The sequence below is a fragment of the Psychrobacillus sp. NPDC096623 genome (assembly GCF_044762655.1).
Lineage (GTDB): Bacteria > Bacillota > Bacilli > Bacillales_A > Planococcaceae > Psychrobacillus.
Window position 1 is genome coordinate 197432 of the sequence record NZ_JBIWER010000005.1, and the last position, 21323, is coordinate 218754.

Here is a 21323-nt window from a genome sequence, read left to right on the forward strand (position 1 = left end):
GAAATTATTCTACTACGGCAAAATAAATTGATAAAAGTTCTTCGACTCTGTTGCGGAGCCGAACGTTTAGGTAACGTCGATGTTCTTCATAACCTCCATGAAAAAATACATACTCAGTGAACATATCATCTCCTTCTCCACGAAGAACTTTCATACTGTGACGCCTCATATACATATGCGTCTGTTTCAATTCTTTCTGAACTTGCTTTCCTGCTTCTTCTACTAAAACGATATACGGACGCTTCAATTTAAATGGAGCCTTTTCAAAAATAGTTCGATCTTTTTCTAAAATAGTCAAAACCATTGGAAGATAAATCATGTTTTCGAAGTATGGGATTGCTTCTTCCGGTATTAATGGCATAACTACTCCTCCTTCTTTCTAAAAAGAACGTTTGTTCTGTTTTTAATTATACTATCTCCTCCGAAAAATGCAACTGGCAAAGCACTGGAATATAGAGGAATAAAAAAATGGTTTCTAGTGTTTTCGAAGGGCTTTGAACAGACTTTTGCTATATGGTTGCTAAATTTTTTAGGAGAGGATAATCGTGACTGATGTCACAATTATCCTCTCCTTTTTAGGTAACCTTATGCTCTAAAAATGGTAAGTGCATTTTTCCTTAATCCTCAAAAAAATAACAACTGCCATCTTGATAAAATGGCAGTTGTTATTAACCTACAATATCCATAGCCCAACTACGGGCTTCTAAATAAAATTTGTTTAATGTAGCGTGATCAATGCCGATAGCCTCTGCACCCGCAATAATATCATCCCATCTCACTTCATCACAAGCTATAGAAAGCTCCAAATAAGGAGTCATTTCCGTATGTTTTCCTGAAAGCGTTTCTATAACCTCGTCCGTGAGCGGTAATTCTTGAAGTAAATGATCCATCTTTTGATGAAGTAATGTGTCGATTAATGAAAACATTCCTACCAGCAAGTATTCAGGAGAGTTTTGTAAAAAATTTCTTTTAGCTAATAACTCACAAAACTTTGCACGGAACAAGGATGCTTCGATTATTGCCATTCCATCCCCATCATCGTTTACTTTCGACTCTCTTAGCATTAATACATATAACCAATGATTCAATTCTTCTAATCCCAACATGACTACCGCCTGTTTGATGGAACGAATTTTAGATTTTTTTCTAGCAGCTGGTGAATTAATGATTTTCAAAACTTTAAAGGATAGTGACACGTCACGCTCGATTTCCTCTGCTATTTGTTCAATAGTGGAAACCCGATTGCGTAGTAAGCTAATAATTCGAAAATATTGTGCCATATTAGCTGGAATGTCTGTCCCTTTAATAATTTCTGGTTTGGCAAAAAAGTATCCTTGGAATAATCCATATCCTGCCTCTTTTGCAAGATAGAAATCTTCACGTGTTTCTACTTTTTCCGCTAAAAGTACGATATGTGGATAATTTTTCTTCACAATTTTCTCGAAAACTTGTCTCTCAGAAGGTTTGCTCAAAATAAAATCAACTTTGATAAAATTAACTAAGCTAAATAACTCATCATATAGATTTACATTATTATGTAAAATAAAATCGTCTAGAGCTATTAAAAAACCTAATTTTTTTATGTATTTAAGCTTTTCGATTAAAGATGGCGTGATGGGAATATTCTCTAAAATCTCCACAACTATGCGTTTTGGTGGAATCTTATTAAATACAGTATTGTCCAATAAGTTTTCCGTGAAATTAATAAAACATAATTTTTCTCCCGCAAGGTTATTTATACCTATCGTCAAAAATGAATGTATTAACACTTCTAAAGTTGCTCTATCCCCATCTATGATAGGGAATGCATTAGTATCACTATCCCGATACAATAATTCGTAAGCAAAAATATGCTCATTATTGGTAAAGATAGGCTGCCTTGCCACAAAAATTTCCATGCGAATTCCTCAAATCCATAAATATTCATTAGTTCCATTGTAGCAAACCTTTCCAAGGAAATCGATATTATTTCTATTTATTACCTATGGATGACAGAAAACTGAGAACATGCTATGTTGATATTGGGGAGAAAGTAATTGAAAGGGGAGAAAATAATGGAATCTATCCGTTATACACAACAGGGGAATTTAGCATACGTCACGCTCAATAGACCAGAAGCATTAAATGCATTTAACTATGAAATGCTTCGTGAACTTGGAGATATCGCAGAATCTATTCGCATTAATCCAGATATTCGTGTAATTATTTTCACTGGCGCAGGAGAGAAGTCATTTAGCGTTGGTGCAGATTTAAAGGAACGTAAAACCTTAACTGATCAACAAGTGAAACGTAATATATTCAAAATTGGCGAGGTATTCACTGCAATTGAAAACCTCCCACAGCCAACAATTGCTATGTTAAATGGCTATGCTTTTGGCGGCGGAACAGAATTGGCGCTTGCCTGCGATTTTAGAATTGCTTCAGACGATATTCAACTCGGTTTAACGGAAACAAGTTTAGCAATAATCCCTGGTGCGGGTGGCACACAGCGATTACCTAGACTTATCGGAGAAACTAAAGCTTTAGAGCTAATTTTAACTGCGAGAAGACTAAAAGCAGAAGAAGCATTGTCCTACGGATTAGTGACTAAGGTAACATCGAGAGAAACGTTACAAGAAGAGACAGAGGCATTTGCAGCTCTTATGCTTGCAAATGGACCTATCGCATTACAGCAAGCTAAGTTTGCAGTAAAACACGGAATGAATACAGACCTTCAGACAGGTCTCAGCATAGAAAGAAAAGCTTATGAAATCACTATACCAACAGAGGATCGTATAGAAGCATTAGTAGCCTTTGGAGAAAAAAGAAAGCCTGTATTTAAAGGTAAATAAGAAGCCTCAATCAAAAAGGATAGATAAACTGTGGCTTTCTACAGTTATCTATCCTCTTTAGTTATTTCTTCAAATCCTCTTTTGAAGAAGCCTCTTTTATATCGGTAAATTCAGGCTCCTCCCCGAACTCAGTTCCATATTGAAGGTTTCGAGAACTTTGTCTGCTTGTTCCATACTCTTCTTCTTCCTCTTCATAAGTTCTAAATAGAAGTGGAATGCAGATTAAGCCACTAATACCAACCAATGCATAGATCACCTTAGAAAATAGAGCAGTTTGCCCTCCGAAAATAGAAGCGACTAAGTCAAATTCGAAAAAGCCAATCAATCCCCAGTTAATTGCACCAATGATAACGAGGGCTAAGGCAAGCCGATGTATAAATCCCACTGATAAACTCCTCCTTCAATTATTGTATGAATGATAGCGACGATACGGGAAAACATATCGTAAACAACTAAGATTCGCTCTTATCTTTTGCAGAAAACAGCGATTCATACTAAATGAAAGGAAATTCCTTTTTAACGTAGTTAGGTCAGTGTTTTTATTTTATCTTTTTTCATAAATTCCATTTTTGTTTCAGAAATAAGTATAGCTAAAAGTATTAGCAAGGCTCCGATAATCATTCTTCCTGTCATAATCTCACTCAAAATGATAACGGAGAATACCATGCCCCAAAAAGATTCAGTAGCTAAAATAATTGCTGCCTTTGTTTCTGTTATGTATTTTTGGGCCACTGTTTGCATTAAAAAGGCAATAGTTGTGGAGAAAATCCCTAAGTATAGCAGATTTACCATGCCTTCTGTTTCCATAGAAAAGCTTGTCTCTCCTCTGAATAGCACAACTATACAACCAATTACTGCAGCTGTAACCATTTGTACTATTGTTAGCACAACGGGATCTTCCGTTTTAACAAACTTAGCAGTGTAAAAAATATGAAAAGCAAATCCTACGGCACAGCCTAATGTCAATAAATCCCCAACATTCACGTCGGACGATAATTTTAAAGATAATACTGCAATACCAATAATTGCGAGAACTGCACCAGTTAGTTCATACAGATCTATTTTTCTTTTGTATAATAAAAATCCTATAAACGGGACAATAACTACATTAACGGCCGTTAAAAAAGCATTTTTAGATGGCGTTGTGAACTGTAAACCAACTGTTTGAAGAGCAAAGGCTAAGTATAAAAAAATTCCTAATACCGCCCCTTTTATGAGCGTGCTTTTCTTTAGTTTGTTGAGCTTTTTAAAAAAGATGAGACTTAAAATAACAGCACCGATTAGAAACCTTCCAGCTAATATCTGATATGGCGAATAGTAATCTAATGCCACTGCACTTGCTACAAACCCACTCCCCCAAATAATTGCCGTAAGGATTAATAATATTTCTCCAATATATTTGAACAATACTTCCACCAACCTTTTTTCAATAAAACTAGTATATCGCAAAAAAATCAAAAAAAGCGTCTTCTTCTACAATTGTAGTAAAAGTCGCTTTTTCCGTTAGGAGGTACTTTCTTGTAAACTTTGTTTTACTTGGTGTCTCATCTTTCTCTTTTGAAGAAAACGTATAAAAATATTATTAGCAATAAGGGAAAGAATGATAAAGCCTACTCCTATAATTTCATAAAAAGTTATATGAGTTCCTTGCACACTCGATATAACAAGTGTCGTCACAGGTACAAAATTAATAAATAATAACCCATTTAAAGGCGAAAGAATACTTACTCCAACATTCCATCCAACTAATGCAATAACACCGGGAAAAATAATCATGAACAATAGATGTGGACTAACTGTTTGAATCGTATCAAGTGTCGGTGCAGAAACGTATCCTATCATAGTTGCAATTGCTACGATGAATGCTGCAGAAATCGTACCGAGCAAACATGTTAATGTCGAATATCTAAGGACAGACCAGCCTCTAAATTTATCTCCTCCCATTGTATACACAACCCAGCCAATAACTGCGATTAAAATTAGTAACGAAGGAACAATATTATTTGTTGCAGAAAGAAAGGAACCAATATCTCCTTTTGTAATAACAAGAATTGCTCCAACAAAAGAAACAAACACACAAAATAATGTAAAGGTATAAGGACGTCGTTTATAAAATAGCCAGACAATAACAATAGAAATCATTGGCATCAAGGATTCCATAATGGATGCAACCATAACACCTGGCTCTCCTAGTAAATCCTCTCCCCAAAAAATAAGTAAATTATAGACAGTAAATGCCATTGTTCCGAAAAACCATAACAGCGTTCCCTTACCCTCCATACGAAACGCCTTAATCCCTTCCTTCCATAGTAATAGAATAATCAAAATGATAGTTACTGCCCCATAACGGAAAATAGTAAAATAAAACGGATCGATATATGTAAAGGCATGATGCGCTACTGGAAACATCGCTCCCCATGACACACTTGCGATAAAGCATAAAAAAGCACCTAAAAAAATATTGTTTTTCATAAATAAGTAATCTCCTTCTCGAATTCCCTTATTTATTAAACGCCATCTTTATCTATCATGTAAAATGATTATTTTTGATGTTATATATCATTTTTAGTGATATCATAAATAACGATGAAGGAGAGATTGTAAGATGGAGTTGAAAGACTTAGAAATATTCCAACTTGTTGCTCAAAAAGGAACCATTACAGAAGTCGCTAAAGAGCTAAACTATGTTCAGTCTAATATTACAGCACGTATAAAAAAGCTAGAAACAGAGCTAAACACGCCATTATTTAATCGTCATAATAGAGGGATGAGTTTAACTCCTGAAGGTAAAAAGCTATTAGTATATAGCGAGCAAATTCTATCGCTCACCAATGAAGTAAAAAAAGTGGTACAAAATAAAGATGAGCCATCCGGAAAATTAGAAATTGGAACAGTCGAGACGGTTATACAATTACCAAGTATTTTATCTACCTTTACTAAAAAGTATAAGGAAGTGGACTTATCTCTTTTCTCAGGGGTCACAGAAAAGCTGCAAGAGGAAGTTTTAAATCATCGATTAGATGGAGCTTTTATCACCCAAACTGCTCCTCACCCGGAGCTTACCTCACATGAAGTATTTCAAGAGGAGCTCGTGTTAATTTCCAATAAATACACCACAACTCTGGAACAGCTGAAAAGTGAACCTTTTTTATGTTTTAGTAAAGGCTGTGGATATAGAGCAAGATTAGAAGCTTGGTATAAAGATGAAAATATAACTCCTAAAAAGGTTATGGAATTCGGGACGCTAGAAACTATTTTAAGTAGTGTCGTAGCAGGCTTAGGTATCACCTTTATTCCCAAATCAGCAGTTTCACATTTAGAGGCTCGTGGGCTTATCCAATGTCATGTATTGCCGACCAAATATAGTGAAATAAAAACAGTATTTATAAGACGATCGAATACATATTTAACAACAACAGTAGAAAGATTTATCGAAACAATTGAATCGAGTAAAAAAGAAGCCTCTGAGGTACTGTTATTTTAAATAGAAGCGTCATCTTTTAGAAATCTAAAGATAACGCTTTTATATGCGGTTATAAAGCAAAATCAGAGCCTGCTATTATTTCGGAGGAAGTCTTTAGAAGTAGCTCCTTCATAACAAAAGGGCCACGTTTCTTGTAGTATGAATCCACAATTTGATATCCAATATGATATCCAATCCACTTTGGAAACGGTCTGTTATTGTTACCAAATAAGTAGAGCTGATGATTTTGGATCCCCTTTATGTGTAAGGCAGAAACAAAATACCTCCGCCAAATTTCATTTACCTCTTCCGAACGATATTTAGTCACCCATGGTGCTATCCACTTTTTACCATACATTTGTTTTACAGCAAACTCCCCTAGACCTTCTACAATAAGTGAGTCTTCTAAAGAAATAGTTGCTGTAGGAGAATCTAGAAATTGTAATCTACATACATGATTATACTCATGCGCCAATAGCGCCTTAATCTCTTCGTTCGTTAAATCAGGAGATACGAAAAGAAATAGCACTTTCTTATAGGCAATGCCATTTTTGCGAGGAGCATCCTTTTTTCCCTGAGTTCTCTCCTTTCTTATCGGGAAAATATAAATAGAAACCTTCGGACCATTCCACAATTCTCGCAAATAGTTATATTCCTGCTTCACAATATCCCAAACACTTTTGCGTTCTAATCCTCGCACGATTTTCTTTACCGACTTCCAATCAGACGGTTCAAAAAGACCATGCTTTAAAAGTTCATATTGGATGACCTCCGAATTTACCTCTGGAAAAAACTTCATCACTGGATGACAAATTATCTCTCGCTGTAAAGTCTCCACCCCTTTCCCAGATTGTTCTTCGCATTTTTCTGCAAATGTAAAAAGCATATTTCTCGTTTCTTTGACTGACATGAATTCTCTCCTTTTCTGTCTTATAGCATATGTATTTAATTTAATTTAGCCACAGAGCTGTAGACAAGTGTCTCTAGCAAGTCCTTCCAGTCAACATAAGCTAATAGAACATACTTGTATGTAGTTTTATGGAAAGGAGGAATAAAAGATGAATCAAAATCAAGTATATAATCTCTGCTGTAGATATCATGGAAAAAGAGTAAGAATTGTAGATAGAGATGGCAGAGTGCATTTTGGGGAAGTTACAAGAGTGACTAGAAATATGGTATGGATCCGTCCTGATGGGAACCTTGGTGGATATGGTCTTGGATTTTTCGGTTTTGGAACTGGCTTTGGCTTTGGTTTCGGTATTGCGCTAGGTGCAATTGTCGGTATTACACTAGCTACCGCATTTTTCTGGTAAAAAAAGAGAGGGTGCAGCCTCTCTTTCTAAAAATTTGATGAGATTCCAACAAGAAAGGTCAAAATTACAACTTAAGTGGGCATTATTCCAACTAAATCTTCATTATTCCAACTAAGCCGCTCGAGATTTCAACTAAATGCAATTGAGCAACAAAAAAAGCATACCACCTCAGCAAAAGTGGTATACCTATTTCAAATTTATGCAAGTGCTTGTGTTAAATCCTCTAATAAGTCTTCTACATCTTCAATTCCTACTGAAATTCGGACAAGTCCATCTGTAATGCCTAGCTCGGCACGACGCTCGCTTGGAATAGATGCATGGGTCATACGAGCAGGCACGGAGATTAAACTCTCTACTGCTCCTAGACTTTCTGCAAGAGTAAAGTATTGCAGCTTCGCCAAAAGCTCATCCGCTTTCTCTGCACTTCCAACATCAAATGAAATCATTCCACCGAAGCCGGTTGTTTGTTTTTTCATTAAATCATGTCCAGTATGAGCAGTTAAGCCCGGATAAAAAACTTTAGAAACTGCTTCATGGTCATTCAAAAACTCTGCAATTCGTTGTGCATTAGTATTATGCTCTTCCATCCGAATACCAAGCGTTTTAATCCCACGCATTAACAACCACGAATCCTGAGGTCCAAGAACTGCTCCAACAGAGTTTTGGACAAAATGTAAATCGGTTGCTAGCTGCTCTGAGTTTACAACAACTAGACCCGCTACTACATCACTATGCCCACCCAAATATTTGGTCGCACTATGTACGACAATATCAGCGCCAAGTGCAATCGGTTGTTGGAAATATGGCGTCATAAACGTATTATCTACAATTGTTAATAATCCTTTTTCTTTCGCAAACTTCGCAATTCCCTCAATATCCGTAACCTTTAATAATGGATTCGTTGGCGTTTCTAAGAAAATCGCTTTTGTATTTTCATTGATTGCTGCTTCTACATTTGCGATATCTCCCGTATCCACGAATGTTGCTTCGATTCCAAAACGATTCAACACTTTAGAAATAACACGGAAGGTACCACCATATACATCATCTGTTAAAATAACATGATCACCTTTGTCAAAAAGCATCATAACAGAGCTTGTTGCAGCCATTCCCGATGCGAAGGCAAACCCTGCAGTTCCACCCTCCAGCTCACTGATTAATACTTCCAGTGCATGACGAGTAGGATTTCCAGTACGTGAATATTCATAGCCCTTAAATTTACCTACTGCCTCTTGTTTATACGTACTTACTTGATAAATAGGTGTCGACACTGCTCCAGTTGCCTCGTCCCCAACAATTCCTGCATGTATTAATTTCGTTTTAGCGCGCATTTTTACTCCTCCTTGAATAGTTCATATACCTTCTGACTTAAATACCGTTCACTCGAATCTGGAAAAATCGTTACAATATGACTTCCCTCTTTCGCTACCTCTGCTTCCTTCAGGGCAGCATAAAAGGCAGCCCCTGACGAACTTCCGACTAGTAAGCCTTCACTTTTTGATAGTGCTCTTAATTGTTTAAACGCATCCTCATCGGTAACTGTATGGATAGCATTAAAATAAGAAGTATCCATGAAGTCCGGTAAAAACTCCATGCCGATACCTTCTGTCGTATGAGAACCTACTTCTCCACCATTTAATATAGATCCTACTGGCTCTACAATTACAGTTTTAATCGCTTCTTTTTGCTTTTTCAAATATAGTGAAGTGCCCATAAATGTCCCACCAGAACCTGCACCAGCGACAAAGACATCAATTTCACCATCTAAATCTCGCCATAATTCTGGCCCTAGTGTTTTCGTATACGTAGCTGGATTGGCAGGATTTGAAAATTGTGACGGAGAGAAAGCATCTGGTGTTTCAGCCACTAGCTCTGCCGCTTTTTTTATCGCTCCCTGCATACCTAGTGCTGTATCTGTATTGACGATTTCAGCCCCTAATGCACGCATTAATGTTTGCTTCTCTACACTAAATTTCTGAGGGACAACAAAAATAACTTTATACCCTTTTCCAATTGCAGCCAAAGCAATTCCAATTCCTGTGTTACCAGCTGTCGGTTCAATAATGGTACCACCTGGCACAAGCTTCCCAGACTTCTCTGCATCTTCTATCAAAGACAAGCCTAGTCGATCTTTCACACTACCGCCTGGATTGAGATATTCGAGCTTTGCAAATATACGGCAATTGTTAGGGATTGGTATATGTTTTATTTCCACTACGGGCGTATTGCCTATTAAATCTTGTACGTTACTTAATATGTTCATTATGCTTCCTCTTTATAAATTTGACGCCATTCCTCTTTTTTAGCAAGCATTTCAGCAGCTATTTCTTTCGCACCTTCTAAGCTATGACTAGCGGCCCAACCACATTGAACTTCATTGCACGCTGGAACCTCTGTTGCCTGTAAAACATCCTTTAATGTTTTTTCTAGAATTTCCAGAATTTCATCAAAGTTATCGTGATTGATAACAGACAAATAGAATCCAGTTTGGCAGCCCATTGGACTAAGATCTACTACCTGTTCAGTATGGTTGCGAATATTCTCTGCCATTAAATGCTCTAATGAATGAAGACCTGGCATTTCCATATGCTCTTTATTTGGTTGTTTAAAACGAATATCATATTTTAGAATTTCATCGCCGTTTTTTCCAACTTTCGTTCCTGCTAGGCGTACAAATGGTGCTGCTACTTTTGTGTGGTCTAAGTTAAAGCTTTCTACATTCATTTTTTTCATAATTATCGCTCCTTATTTTTTCGTTGCGTCCATTAACCAAACATAGTCATTTAATTTTACGAATACTACTTGAAATCCTGCTTCTGTAAATAATTCTTTAAGTACAGGTATGGTCGTATAATATTCTCTTTCTAAATCTTCTGCTACATTTAAAAAGCCACGACCTTTTTCCTTCAAAATCTGTGCTTGTTTGGCTTCTTCCGTAAGAAAAACAGTATCTGCAAAAACGATTTTTCCATTGATCGGAAGTAAGCTCGCATATTTTCTCAATGCTATTCCCTTTTCTTCATCTGTTAAATGATGGAATACATATGTGCTTACAATGGCATCTATATTTTTATTTTGCACATCAAATTCAAGTAAATCGCCATCCATTAGTTTAATAGAAGGAAAACGTTCAGCAGTTACTTCAAGCATCTTACTATTAGGTTCGATACCAATAACTGAATTACCTGCTTCTAATAGCTTTGCGGTTAAATTTCCAGTACCCGTTCCAAATTCGATGATAGTACCAGAAACACGTTTTGTTACTTCATTTAAAATAGATTCATAACCTTCAAATACATCACGATACTCTGGATCTTTTCCAGAAACGGAAGCATCATAAGAGTCTGCCCAACCGTCAAAAATATCGACAAATTCTCTGCCCATTGTAGAACCCCTTTTTGAATCATATTATTCCTACTTGTGTACTTTGTTTTAGGCTTAATAATTTATTTATATCATATTCCAAGAAATTGTCAAATAAAAAAGCCTCTCTGATAAGAGAAACTCTTTTTTTACAATGGGAAAAAAATAGGAATTGCAATCATCATGATGAGGAACATAATAATTTGCAGAGGAATCCCTGCTTTTACAAAATCAAAGAATTTATACCCCCCTGCGGTCATCACTAACGCATTTGTAGGAGAAGCTACAGGAGTTGCAAAAGCCATACTCGAGGAAACCGCAATAGCAATTAAAAACGTATACGGATTTGCATCCAAGCTGACGGCTGCGGTCATCGCTATTGGGGCAAATAACACAGCGGTCGCCGTATTACTAATAAACTGTCCAAACACCATCGTAATAAAGTAAATACCCGCTAATACTCCCATTGCACCGAACCCCCCAAGGAGATTAACAATCCCCTCGGATAAAATGATCATACCGCCAGTTTTTTCAAGAGCTGTTGCCATAGGAAGCATCGCAGCGATCAAAATAATACTTTCCCAGTTCATCTTGCTATAGGCGTCATCCATATTTCGGAGACAGCCTGTTATAACCATTAAGGTTGCAGCTAAAAGAACAGAAATAACCGCTGGGAATACTTCAAAAATCATTAAACCGATCATTAGTAACATTATTGATCCAGCAATTGGTGCTTTCCCACTTGCAGCTGCCATACTGGCATGCTCCTTAGGCTGACCGATAATCACTACATCTTTTACGGCTCTGGACAGAAGCTCAATCTCATCCCAAGCACCTTGAACGAGCAGTGCATCACCAAATCGCAAGCGTACATTAGCCATTTCGGTTAATACGTATTCCCCTTTGCGATTGATACCAAGTATATTTAAATTATATTTTTCTCGGAAACCAATGCTACCAACTGTTTCATTGATCAAATTAGAATGTGGCGTTAAAAGAACTTCCGCAATTCCTAATTGTTTAGAAACTAGCTCCTCAGCATTCGATTCCTCATCTTCTATCTCTAAAAGAAAATCCTTTACAAACTGCAAGATACTCTCAGGTGGACCTTGAATATATAAGATATCCTTCGCTTCAATCACACTCGTAGGTCCAGCCATTTCCTGATAGCGGATAGGTAGAATATTCATCCCTTCCATTGATTTACGATCAATTTTTAAAATAGCTAGATGATATTTTGCTGGAAGCTTTAATTCGGCTAGCTGTTTCCCAATAATCGGAGAATCTTCTACCACTCGAACTCGGTGTAAATTACCACCTAATTCATAATCTGCTGCCAATTGCTTTGGAGATAACTTATGTCCTTCTCCTGCATTATTTTTTCTTTTATCATTCGGCAACACATATTTTCGAGCAAATAGAAAATATAAAATACCTGTAGTTAGCCCGATGATTCCAAGTGGAGTAATTTCAAAAAATCCAAGCTTTTCAAAGCCATTATCTACAAGCACTTGACTGACGATCAAGTTGGCAGGTGTCGCAATTAGTGTCATCAGACCGGATAGGCTACTAATATAAGACAGTGGTATCAAGTATTTAGACGGACTACTATTAATACTGATCGCGATACTAATCACAATGGGCAGCATTAATGCTACTACCCCAGTGTTACTCATGAACGAGCCAACACTGCCTGTAATGATGAGTAACAAAACAAATAACTTTATCTCACTTTTACCAGACCATTTTAATAATAAATTTCCCGCAGACTGTGCAAGTCCTGTCCGAACAATCCCTGCTCCCACAACAAAAAGTCCAGCAATCATAATGACTACTGAATTAGAAAAACCAGCGAGTGCCTCTGTCGGCTCTAACACACCTGAAATAACGAAAGCCAATAGTGCAAGAATTGCTACTAGATCCGCGCGCACTCGATTGCTTATAAAAAGGATGATACTTATGGCCAAAACAACAAATGTTATAGTTAATTGCATAATAGAGCGAATCCTTTCTACATAATTCTATCCCCATTATATCTGAACTGTATGGAAAGTTCCCAGCGTAAGTCGCAAGTGTTGCGTATAATCTAATCGATGTTGCGGATAGGAGTTTTTAGTCGCGGATACCTTTAACAATGTTGCCCATGTTGACTCGTATGTTGCTAGTTTGCTTTTAGGCACTGAATGGTGAACTGATTTAAACACACTATTTCCAATTCTTCAATTGGAGGTCCTTTGTAAATAATTTTTTATAACAAAGTATACTTAGCATCATGCTTGTAATAGCAGAGGAGCTTGTAAATACAAAGATGATTAATATTTGATAGCGAACCGCTTCGACTGGATCTGCTCCAGCAATAATCATTCCTGTCATCATACCTGGCAATTGGACGAGTCCTACTGTTTTCATCGCGTCAATTGTCGGAATCATACTAAATTTGACGGAGCGTTTTAATACATCCTGTACTGCTTGACGACTCGTGGCTCCGAGTGAGAGTAAGGTTTCAATTTCACCTTTAGAGCTTTCTGTTTCTCGCTTCAATTGTGTTAAAAATAATCCACATGCAACCATTGCGTTACCGATTGTCATTCCACTAAGTGGGATAATGTATTGTGGCGTTGCTTCAATGATTTGTAAGCTGAGTAATAGTCCCATCATGAGAATTTCCATCGTAGCAATGGACAGAATAATTCTCCATACAACTCCTGTCATACCTTTTGCTCGTTTCGCCGCATTAAATGCTGCAACGATAATCATGACGCAAATAATTAGGATAATAAATAAAACACTCTCCGATTGAAATACAAACTGTAAAATATATCCAACCAATAGGAGCTGAATTGCTGCTCTTACAGTACCAATTGCAATATCCTTCTCTAAATCAAGCTTCCGCCAGACTGATACGAGCATCGTAATAATGACAAATAACAATGTAAAACTTAGCGCTAGTAAACTCATAATTTCCCCTGTTCTGGAGAACTTTTCTGATCGTTAAAAAACTCGGAGGTCTTTACATCACCTACTAGCTTCCCATCTTCCATATACCAAATACGGTCACTGATGTTTTTAGCCTGCTCCGTATCATGCGTCACCCAAATAAAAGTGATTCCTTCTTTCTGGTGAAGTTTGATTAACAGCTGTTCTACTAAGTTCTTGCTCTGTTGATCAAGAGAGGCTGTAATTTCATCTAGAAGTAAGATTTTCGGCTGTAACAATAAAGAGCGTACTAAGGCGATGCGTTGTTTTTCCCCACCAGACAGCTCCCCTGCCTTCTTCTCCCAGTCTAGATGAATTAGTCCAACTTCTTTTATCAACGTTCTTGCGAGGTCTTCCTTGAATGGCCGATTATGTATTTTACTGCTAGTCATTAAATTATCCCTTATAGTTCCTGGAAGCATAGTGGGTTGCTGTGCAACATAGCATACATTCATACGCCACGTTTTACTATCTACCTCCTTCATCACTTGCCCGTTAAAATATATCTGTCCATTATCAACAGATTCTAATTTTGCTAGAATGCGTAAGAGCGTACTTTTACCCTGCCCAGATTTGCCAAGTAAGGCAATACGCTCTGGTTGCTCGATTGTCGTCGTTATGCCTGAAAATAATTCACTGTTCAGTTGTGCATCCCAATGTTTTTTCGTCAATTGCTTTAATTCAAATAATGGCATCATATACAGTCTTCCCACTCTTCTCTTAATAACCCCATTCGGATTGAGTCATAATAGACTCCATTATAAAACCTACACTTTCGTAATCTAGCTTCCATTGTCATTCCTAATTTTTCCCCAACTTTAATCATTCGTTCATTGCCTGACCAAGTTGTATAACCAACTCGAATAAGTGGTAGTTCTTTAAATAAATGATTGATCCACATTCGAAGTGCCTCTGTTCCGATTCCACCACTCCAATAACGAGGCTCATAAATGACAATCCCTATTTCTAACCACAGTGATTCTTCGTGCTCCCAGTAGTAACAAAGGGAACCAACTAATTCGCCATTTACATAAATACCCCACATATCTTCTTGATGGATCAATTGATCTTTTTTTTCTAAAAATTGTTCTAAAGATTTAGGAATATGAGGATAATAAGGTGCATCCCATTTCTTCCATTCAGGTGCTTCTTCCTTTGCACTTAATTCCCAGAGTCGAACAAGCTCCTCCTCGACAATAGGACGAATCGTTACTTCATTCATCACTTAGCTCCATTCTATCATGCTTTGTATTCATAATTTTACCACAATATCAGTATGATAGACTGTTCCCAATATACATATTATTGTGATAGAGTTTTATCTTATAAAGTATTTAATTTTGAAGGAGTGACATGGTTTGGGTGGAAATCAGCAACTACAGCGAGGTTTAGAACAGCGACATATCACCTTAATGTCATTAGGAGCAGCAATTGGAGTTGGGCTATTTTTAGGCTCTGCAACAGCCATAAAACTTGCAGGACCAGCTATTCTGATTTCTTATATTGTCGGAGGAATGGCCATTTTTATCATCATGCGTGCACTTGGAGAAATGGCGGTACATAATCCAGTTTCAGGTTCTTTTAGCCGATATGCAAAGGATTACTTAGGTCCACTTGCTGGATACATTACAGGTTGGAATTATTGGTTTTTATGGGTAGTTACTTGTATGGCAGAGATTACTGCTGTAGGAGTATACATGAAAATGTGGTATCCAGACACAGCCCCATGGATATGGGCATTAGCCGCATTAGTTATTATGACACTTATTAACCTTATAGCTGTAAAAGCTTATGGGGAATTTGAGTTTTGGTTTGCGCTTATTAAAATTATTGCCATATTAGCTATGATTTTTGTAGGACTTGGAGTTATCCTTTTTGGTCTCGGTAATGATGGAATTGCAGTCGGTATAAGCAATTTATGGACGAACGGTGGATTTGCACCAAATGGAGTTACTGGCGTATTCATGTCCTTACAGATGGTTATGTTTGCTTATTTAGGTGTAGAGATGATTGGGGTAACTGCAGGTGAAGCTAAAAATCCTAAAACGGTCATTCCACGAGCGATCGATACGGTATTTTGGCGCATTTTACTTTTCTATGTTGGTGCTCTGTTTGTTATAATGTCCATTTATCCATGGAATGAGATAGGAGCCAATGGTAGTCCATTCGTTTTAATGTTCGAAAAAATTGGTATTGGTCCAGCTGCTGGTATTATAAACTTTGTTGTCCTTACAGCTGCATTGTCTAGTTGTAATAGCGGTATATTCAGCACGGGGCGTATGTTATTTAATTTGGCTCAGCAAAAACAGGCACCTAATTCATTCGCTAAGATTGGCAGAACAGGAGTCCCTTCCAAAGCAATAATCTTCTCTGCCATTTTATTATTAGTTGGGGTTGTATTAAATTATTTAGTTCCTGAAAAAGTATTCATTTGGGTAACGAGTATTTCGACTTTTGGAGCTGTTTGGACATGGGGAATTATATTATTATCCCAATTAAAGTTCCGTAAAACACTTACAAAAGGTGAAGTATCAAAGCTTTCCTATAAGGCTTTGTTCTTTCCGATAAGTTCCTATTTAGCACTAGCTTTTTTAGTATTGGTACTTGGCCTCATGGCTTATTTCCCTGATACACGCATTGCACTAATAGTAGGCCCTATCTGGATAATCGGATTAGTATCTGTATATTATAAAAATGGATTTCATAAAAGAAGATAATGAATGTTGGTTTCGACCGATTTAAGAAAACCCCTTCAAAGTGAAGGGGTTTTCTCTATTCTCAAAGATATTTTGCAAACCAACTTGTGATTTGGTCTAATCGCGTTTTCCGTAAATTTGGCAGACCCACTCGAGATAAATTATGATCAGACTGCGGGAAACGGACAAAGCTAGTCTCTTTCCCCATAGCTTTTAACGTAATATAAAGCTGTTGCCCTTGTTCAATAGGACAACGATAGTCGTTTTCGCTATGCAATATCAATAAAGGAGTATCCACATTAGCTGCATATTTGAGCGGAGAGGCATCCCATAATTTATCGATATCTGTCATATCTGTACCAATTTGCCATGGTGTGAAGTAGTACCCAATATCAGAAACTCCATAAAAGCTGATCCAGTTAGAAATAGAGCGTTGCGTAACAGCTGCTTTAAATCGATTCGTATGACCAACAATCCAGTTAGTCATAAACCCGCCGTAGCTACCCCCGGTAACGCCTAACCGATTCTCATCAATCCAGTCATTTTCCTTCAATACATAATCTACTCCAGCCATAATATCTTCATAGTCTCCACCACCATAGTCTCCTCGAACAGCATCCACAAATTGCTGGCTATAAGAATGACTTCCACGTGGATTTACATATAATACTCCGTATCCCTGAGCTGCTAAGAGTTGGAGCTCATGGAAAAAGGTATTCGCATACATCGTATGTGGTCCACCGTGTATTTCTACAATTAGTGGATACTTTTTACCTTCTTGATAGCCTACTGGTTTCATCAGCCATCCATATACATCCCAATCGTTAAGTCCTTTATACATAATGGCTTCTGGTTCGACAAGCTCTACTTCATTTAACAGCTCATCGTTAAATTTAGTGAGTGCTATTCTTTCACCAGTCGCCAAATTTAGTTTAAATAATTCCCCGGGAAATATTGGACTACTTATTGTCGCAAGAGCATAGGTACCATCGCTAGTGATATCGTACCCATATACATGCTCGTTTTCTGGAGTTGCTGGGTAAATTTCTCCTTCAAGAGACGCAAAATACAAACGTACGTCCCCCATAGTGGATAATTGGAAATATAAGTGATTTTGGTCAGTCCAAACAACATCTGGTGCATTTGCTCCTTGTTGGATATCTGCTCCTGCATAATCCCCTACTGGTGCATCAATACCTTCAGTAAGGATTTGAAGGTTTCCAGTATTTACTTCATATACATATATCTCTGCATGCGTTGCGTTTTTATATGTACGAAGCATTCCGCTAAAAGCGATGTATCGATCATCTGCTGAAAAAATTGCGCCTCCAAAATATCCATTTTCTTCAATAATAATCGTTTCTTTTTTCGACTCCACGTCAATTAATAACAAAGGTTCATGGAATGAAAAATCTTGATTTTCATCTCGATTCACACCGACTACTAGTTTTTTTCCGTCATGAGAAATTGCCTGAAGACTATGATTAAATGTTCCTTCTGTAAATGCTGTAATTTCTCCAGAAGATATTTCGATTGATCCAATTTGACGGTATGAATCTTTTGGTAACAATCCTACACCGTCATTATGGTACTTCATTTTTTCTACAATATAGGCTTCTGGCAGTTTTTTGTCTTCTTTTTCAGCCTCGTCCGTCCAGTTCTTTCCTTTCTTCAAAGAAGCCGAGAACCAAATCTTTTTACTACAAGGAGACCAGATAAAGCTAGAAACTCCTTTTTCTAATTTTGTCAGCTGTTTTGCTTCCCCACCCTTAGCTGACATTATATAAAGTTGATTGTTGTCGTCACGATTCGATAAAAATGCTAATTGTTTTCCATCTACAGACCATTTCGGAGATGACACTTTCTCTTTCGAATGAGTCCATTGTGTTATTTCATTTGTTTCGATATCCACATGGTATAAATAAGCGTAGTATTTATTATCCTCTTTATGCATCTCCGTTCGAATAAAAACAGCTTCATTTCCGACTGGTGAAATCACAGGATTTGTTATGGATTGTATGGCAAATAAATCTGTTGCTTCTAATTTTCTTTTAGTCATTTTAATAGTCCCCTCTTGTTAATTATACTATCACTATTTATTTCGACATTCGAAATCTTTTTCCTTCTATTTTTTAAGAAAAGATCGTGATAATTCAAAAGGTTCGGGATCCGTATGGTCACTATTTACTAACTGGTGGTATCACTCTATTTGCTACACAAGTTGTCGTAAATATTGGAATGAAGACTGACACCAAAAAATAGAAACAGCGGCAGTCTTGGACGAGAAAATAAAGTCCTAGACTGCCACTGTTTTATTGAACTATCGTACTCGTAAGGATAATCTACCTTAGGGAGACAAAGTCATCTAACCGTCTGGTAAATGAGACCTATGGCTCCAGAATGAAAGGTCTTGTTTTCGATAAGTTTAAGATTGATCTTCTCCTTGAGACCTTGGAACAACGGCAACCCACTGCCGATCAGGACGGGAGAAACCGTAATTTTATACTCATCTATTAAATCAAGCTGCATAAGGTAGTGCGCGAACCTAGGACTGCCGAGGATGACCATATCCTTGCCTGGCTGCTGTTTGAGGTTCTTGATCTCTTCCTCGACATCTTCTTTCACCAGTCTAGTATTGTTCCATTCGACTTTCTCCAGCGTCGTGGAAAAAACGACTTTGGCTGTCTTTTCGATCCACTCGGCATGATTCCGTTCATGCTGCGAAGCTGATGGGTTCGAAGGAACAGATGGCCAGTAACTGTGCATCATTTGATAAGTCCCACTTCCCCAAATAACAGTGTCGGCAGTACTCAGAATTTCTTTCGCGTGTTTCTCCAAATCAGAATCGTAGGAAACCCAGCCAATGTCCATTTCACCGTTCGGCCCTTCTACAAAACCGTCAAGAGATGCGTGCAAAAATAGAACGAGTTTTCTCATTTTCAGATCTCCTTTGTTCATGAGGGATATTTACATTAACCATTTTAGCAATTTCAGCTTGGGTTATTTCTTATGGATTGCTAACTAATCCTTTTTAATATTCTCTAGATACTCCAGTTTATTTAAAATTTCTTTAAGTAAAATATTGCGTTCTTTTTGAGATTGAAAAATCCAAACAACGAACCAAATAATAAAAACAATAACAGCCACATATAAAAAGAACTTTAGTAAAGGCAAAATAGCGATAATTTTAACCATTTATTTAACCCCCTTTTTAAGAGGAGTATAGCATAAATGGGAAAGATTGTATTTGATAAATCACAAATCATAATTAGTAATTAAAGAGAAGGTGCTTGTTCAACTAACGGGTGCTTTACTTCAAGAAGGATAATCTTGTTTTATATAGAAATTAGATATATGTCTATTTATAAAAGGAGATAAAAAGTGGAATATAAAGTAAAAACTTATGAAGATGCCATAAATGTAATAGAAGAGATTGGTTTACTCCCTCTTGCCCCTTTAATACCTGATTACCCTTCTTTGAACACCATTACTTTGCCAGAGTATTGGCATTCCGAAACAGAGTTTGATCCATGGATTTGGAGGACGAAATTCTCAACTGACGGGGTTGCAGGATACGGTAAATTCATTAAGAAAAAATCGATATTAGTTTCACGTCAGCTTCTTCCATATGTAAAAAAGGTCTTGGGTCATGATGAGTCCGTTGAGCATCGCTATTTTAATGGGAACGTATCAAAAGAAGCATTTCAAATATACAAAATAATTGTCGAACTAGAAGGGATAGACTCAAGGGAGTTAAGGAAAAAAGCAGGTCTAAAGGAAAGCAATAAAAAAAAGATATTTGAGAACGCGTTATTAGAATTGCAAGGTTCAATGGATATTGTAATTTCAGGCATACAGGAGAAAAGAAATGAAGTCGGTGAAAAGAGTGGCTGGAGCAGTACAGCTTTTGAGACTTATGATTCTTGGGCTATTAGAAATAAATTAGACACTATAAATACAGACAAAGAAGAATCCAGGAAATATCTAATTTCCTTTTTTTCAAATGTATGCGGTATTGAATCGCTAAGAAAACTTGAAAAAATATTTGCAAAGTAAAGGTTTGCACCGATTGCTTCAAGCTTTTGTTTCCTTTCATACAGTTCTAAGGTACACCCCCCTTAATTTCAACCAGGATATAATAACGCGTTGTATTTTTTAATCGAATCGAGGTAGTTTGTGAAATATTCCAATTAAAATAACGAGGTGCTTTACTTCAAGAAGAAGTAAACTGTTTTTTAACTTGTGTTTAACAATCGGACAGATTTTAAAATAACTGAAAGGCATAGGAGTGAAAGAACTTTGAAGAGAGTTTTAATTGGTGGATTCGTAATGATGGGCGGTTTATTCATCGCTTCAACCATTATTTTAGCAGGTGCTTTATATGTACCAGATACGACTTCCTGGTGGTCTGGCAGGTCGAAGTTTTGGTTCGCGATTTTTGGTGGAGAACAACATGGTGATGACGTAGTTGATTCGTTATTTTTGGGCTTACCTCTTATTGTTGGAGTGGTATTAGCGCTTTTGGGGTTACTCATTTTGGGTCGCGAATATAATAAAAAATAATTAACCTTTATTAAACCAACGAGTTGCTTTACTTAAACAAGTGGCTACCAGTAAGGGTAGCTCGTTCTTATTGAACAAACGAAGCAGGTTAGTTCAATTGAATAGTCTTTTTTAAATT

The 21323-nt window shown here is 37.1% G+C and carries 23 protein-coding genes; 6 read left to right on the top strand and 17 right to left on the bottom strand.

All coding sequences use genetic code 11. From position 1 onward, the window contains the following. Nucleotides 1–4: 4 nt before the first annotated feature. Complete coding sequence (locus tag ACIQX2_RS14615; protein WP_402851873.1) at nt 5–361, bottom strand: YhjD family protein; 357 nt, start codon at nt 359–361, stop codon at nt 5–7. A gap of 307 nt (nt 362–668) precedes the next feature. Next, complete coding sequence (locus ACIQX2_RS14620; RefSeq protein ID WP_402851876.1) at nt 669–1898, bottom strand: EAL and HDOD domain-containing protein; 1230 nt, start codon at nt 1896–1898, stop codon at nt 669–671. Between the two features lie 156 nt (nt 1899–2054). Between ACIQX2_RS14620 and ACIQX2_RS14625 the strand changes: the two genes are divergently transcribed. Continuing rightward, entirely contained in the window at nt 2055–2831 is a 777-nt protein-coding gene (locus ACIQX2_RS14625; protein WP_402851879.1) for an enoyl-CoA hydratase-related protein, read from the top strand. 61 nt (nt 2832–2892) lie between these two features. Here the strand turns inward: ACIQX2_RS14625 and ACIQX2_RS14630 are convergent, their stop codons facing one another. The 3 genes from ACIQX2_RS14630 to ACIQX2_RS14640 all read right to left on the bottom strand — a co-directional run bounded on the left by ACIQX2_RS14630 (nt 2893) and on the right by ACIQX2_RS14640 (nt 5303). Further along, nucleotides 2893–3216: a DUF378 domain-containing protein gene (locus tag ACIQX2_RS14630; RefSeq protein ID WP_402851882.1), complete on the bottom strand. Its 324-nt coding sequence runs from the start codon at nt 3214–3216 to the stop codon at nt 2893–2895. A 140-nt stretch (nt 3217–3356) separates the two neighbouring features. After that, nucleotides 3357–4238: a DMT family transporter gene (locus ACIQX2_RS14635; RefSeq protein WP_402851885.1), complete on the bottom strand. Its 882-nt coding sequence runs from the start codon at nt 4236–4238 to the stop codon at nt 3357–3359. Nucleotides 4239–4334: 96 nt separating this feature from the next. After that, nucleotides 4335–5303: a DMT family transporter gene (locus tag ACIQX2_RS14640; protein WP_402851888.1), complete on the bottom strand. Its 969-nt coding sequence runs from the start codon at nt 5301–5303 to the stop codon at nt 4335–4337. A gap of 133 nt (nt 5304–5436) precedes the next feature. Here ACIQX2_RS14640 and ACIQX2_RS14645 point away from each other — a divergent pair, with 133 nt between their 5' ends. After that, a complete protein-coding gene (locus ACIQX2_RS14645; RefSeq protein WP_402851891.1) occupies nt 5437–6315 on the top strand; it encodes a LysR family transcriptional regulator in 879 nt (292 codons plus the stop codon). Nucleotides 6316–6364: 49 nt separating this feature from the next. On the opposite strand, the gene ACIQX2_RS14650 is transcribed toward ACIQX2_RS14645, so the two are convergent. Continuing rightward, nucleotides 6365–7204 (bottom strand): DUF2268 domain-containing putative Zn-dependent protease, encoded by an 840-nt coding sequence (locus ACIQX2_RS14650; RefSeq protein ID WP_402851893.1) that lies wholly within the window; start codon nt 7202–7204, stop codon nt 6365–6367. Nucleotides 7205–7352: 148 nt separating this feature from the next. Between ACIQX2_RS14650 and ACIQX2_RS14655 the strand changes: the two genes are divergently transcribed. Continuing rightward, entirely contained in the window at nt 7353–7607 is a 255-nt protein-coding gene (locus tag ACIQX2_RS14655; RefSeq protein ID WP_402851896.1) for a hypothetical protein, read from the top strand. A 197-nt stretch (nt 7608–7804) separates the two neighbouring features. Here the strand turns inward: ACIQX2_RS14655 and ACIQX2_RS14660 are convergent, their stop codons facing one another. The 8 genes from ACIQX2_RS14660 to ACIQX2_RS14695 all read right to left on the bottom strand — a co-directional run bounded on the left by ACIQX2_RS14660 (nt 7805) and on the right by ACIQX2_RS14695 (nt 15168). Further along, nucleotides 7805–8938 (bottom strand): bifunctional cystathionine gamma-lyase/homocysteine desulfhydrase, encoded by a 1134-nt coding sequence (locus ACIQX2_RS14660; RefSeq protein WP_402851899.1) that lies wholly within the window; start codon nt 8936–8938, stop codon nt 7805–7807. A 2-nt stretch (nt 8939–8940) separates the two neighbouring features. Continuing rightward, nucleotides 8941–9870: a cysteine synthase A gene (cysK, locus tag ACIQX2_RS14665; protein WP_402851902.1), complete on the bottom strand. Its 930-nt coding sequence runs from the start codon at nt 9868–9870 to the stop codon at nt 8941–8943. Continuing rightward, nucleotides 9870–10340: an S-ribosylhomocysteine lyase gene (locus ACIQX2_RS14670; protein WP_402851904.1), complete on the bottom strand. Its 471-nt coding sequence runs from the start codon at nt 10338–10340 to the stop codon at nt 9870–9872. Before ACIQX2_RS14670 ends, cysK begins: the two co-directional genes overlap by 1 nt. Nucleotides 10341–10352: 12 nt before the next feature. Further along, the gene (locus ACIQX2_RS14675; protein ID WP_402851907.1) at nt 10353–10991 is read right to left on the bottom strand and encodes a class I SAM-dependent DNA methyltransferase; all 639 of its coding nucleotides are present in this window, start codon (nt 10989–10991) and stop codon (nt 10353–10355) included. Between the two features lie 128 nt (nt 10992–11119). Then, nucleotides 11120–12964 carry an SLC13 family permease gene (locus ACIQX2_RS14680; protein WP_402851910.1) on the bottom strand — a complete coding sequence of 615 codons (1845 nt, stop codon included), beginning with the start codon at nt 12962–12964 and terminating at the stop codon, nt 11120–11122. A gap of 211 nt (nt 12965–13175) precedes the next feature. Beyond that, nucleotides 13176–13928 (bottom strand): ABC transporter permease, encoded by a 753-nt coding sequence (locus ACIQX2_RS14685; protein WP_402851913.1) that lies wholly within the window; start codon nt 13926–13928, stop codon nt 13176–13178. After that, nucleotides 13925–14644, bottom strand: coding sequence for an ABC transporter ATP-binding protein (locus ACIQX2_RS14690; RefSeq protein ID WP_402851916.1), 720 nt, complete (start codon nt 14642–14644; stop codon nt 13925–13927). The genes ACIQX2_RS14685 and ACIQX2_RS14690 overlap by 4 nt, the downstream gene beginning before the upstream one ends. Next, nucleotides 14641–15168 carry a GNAT family N-acetyltransferase gene (locus ACIQX2_RS14695; RefSeq protein WP_402851919.1) on the bottom strand — a complete coding sequence of 176 codons (528 nt, stop codon included), beginning with the start codon at nt 15166–15168 and terminating at the stop codon, nt 14641–14643. Before ACIQX2_RS14695 ends, ACIQX2_RS14690 begins: the two co-directional genes overlap by 4 nt. 136 nt (nt 15169–15304) lie before the next feature. On the opposite strand from ACIQX2_RS14695, the gene ACIQX2_RS14700 reads away from it, so the two are divergent. After that, complete coding sequence (locus tag ACIQX2_RS14700) at nt 15305–16663, top strand: amino acid permease (protein WP_402851921.1); 1359 nt, start codon at nt 15305–15307, stop codon at nt 16661–16663. A gap of 61 nt (nt 16664–16724) precedes the next feature. Here ACIQX2_RS14700 and ACIQX2_RS14705 read toward each other — a convergent pair whose 3' ends face one another. From ACIQX2_RS14705 to ACIQX2_RS14715, 3 genes are all read right to left on the bottom strand, one after another. Beyond that, the gene (locus tag ACIQX2_RS14705) at nt 16725–18701 is read right to left on the bottom strand and encodes a S9 family peptidase (RefSeq protein ID WP_402851924.1); all 1977 of its coding nucleotides are present in this window, start codon (nt 18699–18701) and stop codon (nt 16725–16727) included. Nucleotides 18702–19003: 302 nt separating this feature from the next. Next, nucleotides 19004–19579 (bottom strand): dihydrofolate reductase family protein, encoded by a 576-nt coding sequence (locus ACIQX2_RS14710; RefSeq protein ID WP_402851927.1) that lies wholly within the window; start codon nt 19577–19579, stop codon nt 19004–19006. A gap of 84 nt (nt 19580–19663) precedes the next feature. Further along, the gene (locus ACIQX2_RS14715) at nt 19664–19837 is read right to left on the bottom strand and encodes a hypothetical protein (RefSeq protein WP_402851930.1); all 174 of its coding nucleotides are present in this window, start codon (nt 19835–19837) and stop codon (nt 19664–19666) included. 186 nt (nt 19838–20023) lie between these two features. Between ACIQX2_RS14715 and ACIQX2_RS14720 the strand changes: the two genes are divergently transcribed. Together ACIQX2_RS14720 and ACIQX2_RS14725 are read left to right on the top strand one after the other, a co-directional pair. Beyond that, nucleotides 20024–20698: an AlkZ-related protein gene (locus ACIQX2_RS14720; protein WP_402851933.1), complete on the top strand. Its 675-nt coding sequence runs from the start codon at nt 20024–20026 to the stop codon at nt 20696–20698. A gap of 243 nt (nt 20699–20941) precedes the next feature. Further along, the gene (locus ACIQX2_RS14725; protein ID WP_402851935.1) at nt 20942–21205 is read left to right on the top strand and encodes a hypothetical protein; all 264 of its coding nucleotides are present in this window, start codon (nt 20942–20944) and stop codon (nt 21203–21205) included. The last annotated feature ends 118 nt before the right edge of the window (nt 21206–21323 follow it).

Excerpts from the sequence above, each read along its gene's own strand:
- ACIQX2_RS14615 (WP_402851873.1), bottom strand. The coding sequence starts at position 361 with ATGCCATTAATACCGGAAGAAGCAATCCCATACTTCGAAAACATGATT.
- ACIQX2_RS14620 (WP_402851876.1), bottom strand. The coding sequence starts at position 1,898 with ATGGAAATTTTTGTGGCAAGGCAGCCTATCTTTACCAATAATGAGCAT.
- ACIQX2_RS14625 (WP_402851879.1), top strand. The coding sequence starts at position 2,055 with ATGGAATCTATCCGTTATACACAACAGGGGAATTTAGCATACGTCACG.
- ACIQX2_RS14640 (WP_402851888.1), bottom strand. The coding sequence starts at position 5,303 with ATGAAAAACAATATTTTTTTAGGTGCTTTTTTATGCTTTATCGCAAGT.
- ACIQX2_RS14645 (WP_402851891.1), top strand. The coding sequence starts at position 5,437 with ATGGAGTTGAAAGACTTAGAAATATTCCAACTTGTTGCTCAAAAAGGA.
- ACIQX2_RS14650 (WP_402851893.1), bottom strand. The coding sequence starts at position 7,204 with ATGTCAGTCAAAGAAACGAGAAATATGCTTTTTACATTTGCAGAAAAA.
- ACIQX2_RS14655 (WP_402851896.1), top strand. The coding sequence starts at position 7,353 with ATGAATCAAAATCAAGTATATAATCTCTGCTGTAGATATCATGGAAAA.
- ACIQX2_RS14660 (WP_402851899.1), bottom strand. The coding sequence starts at position 8,938 with ATGCGCGCTAAAACGAAATTAATACATGCAGGAATTGTTGGGGACGAG.
- cysK (WP_402851902.1), bottom strand. The coding sequence starts at position 9,870 with ATGAACATATTAAGTAACGTACAAGATTTAATAGGCAATACGCCCGTA.
- ACIQX2_RS14670 (WP_402851904.1), bottom strand. The coding sequence starts at position 10,340 with ATGAAAAAAATGAATGTAGAAAGCTTTAACTTAGACCACACAAAAGTA.
- ACIQX2_RS14675 (WP_402851907.1), bottom strand. The coding sequence starts at position 10,991 with ATGGGCAGAGAATTTGTCGATATTTTTGACGGTTGGGCAGACTCTTAT.
- ACIQX2_RS14680 (WP_402851910.1), bottom strand. The coding sequence starts at position 12,964 with ATGCAATTAACTATAACATTTGTTGTTTTGGCCATAAGTATCATCCTT.
- ACIQX2_RS14685 (WP_402851913.1), bottom strand. The coding sequence starts at position 13,928 with ATGAGTTTACTAGCGCTAAGTTTTACATTGTTATTTGTCATTATTACG.
- ACIQX2_RS14690 (WP_402851916.1), bottom strand. The coding sequence starts at position 14,644 with ATGATGCCATTATTTGAATTAAAGCAATTGACGAAAAAACATTGGGAT.
- ACIQX2_RS14695 (WP_402851919.1), bottom strand. The coding sequence starts at position 15,168 with ATGAATGAAGTAACGATTCGTCCTATTGTCGAGGAGGAGCTTGTTCGA.
- ACIQX2_RS14705 (WP_402851924.1), bottom strand. The coding sequence starts at position 18,701 with ATGACTAAAAGAAAATTAGAAGCAACAGATTTATTTGCCATACAATCC.
- ACIQX2_RS14710 (WP_402851927.1), bottom strand. The coding sequence starts at position 19,579 with ATGAGAAAACTCGTTCTATTTTTGCACGCATCTCTTGACGGTTTTGTA.
- ACIQX2_RS14715 (WP_402851930.1), bottom strand. The coding sequence starts at position 19,837 with ATGGTTAAAATTATCGCTATTTTGCCTTTACTAAAGTTCTTTTTATAT.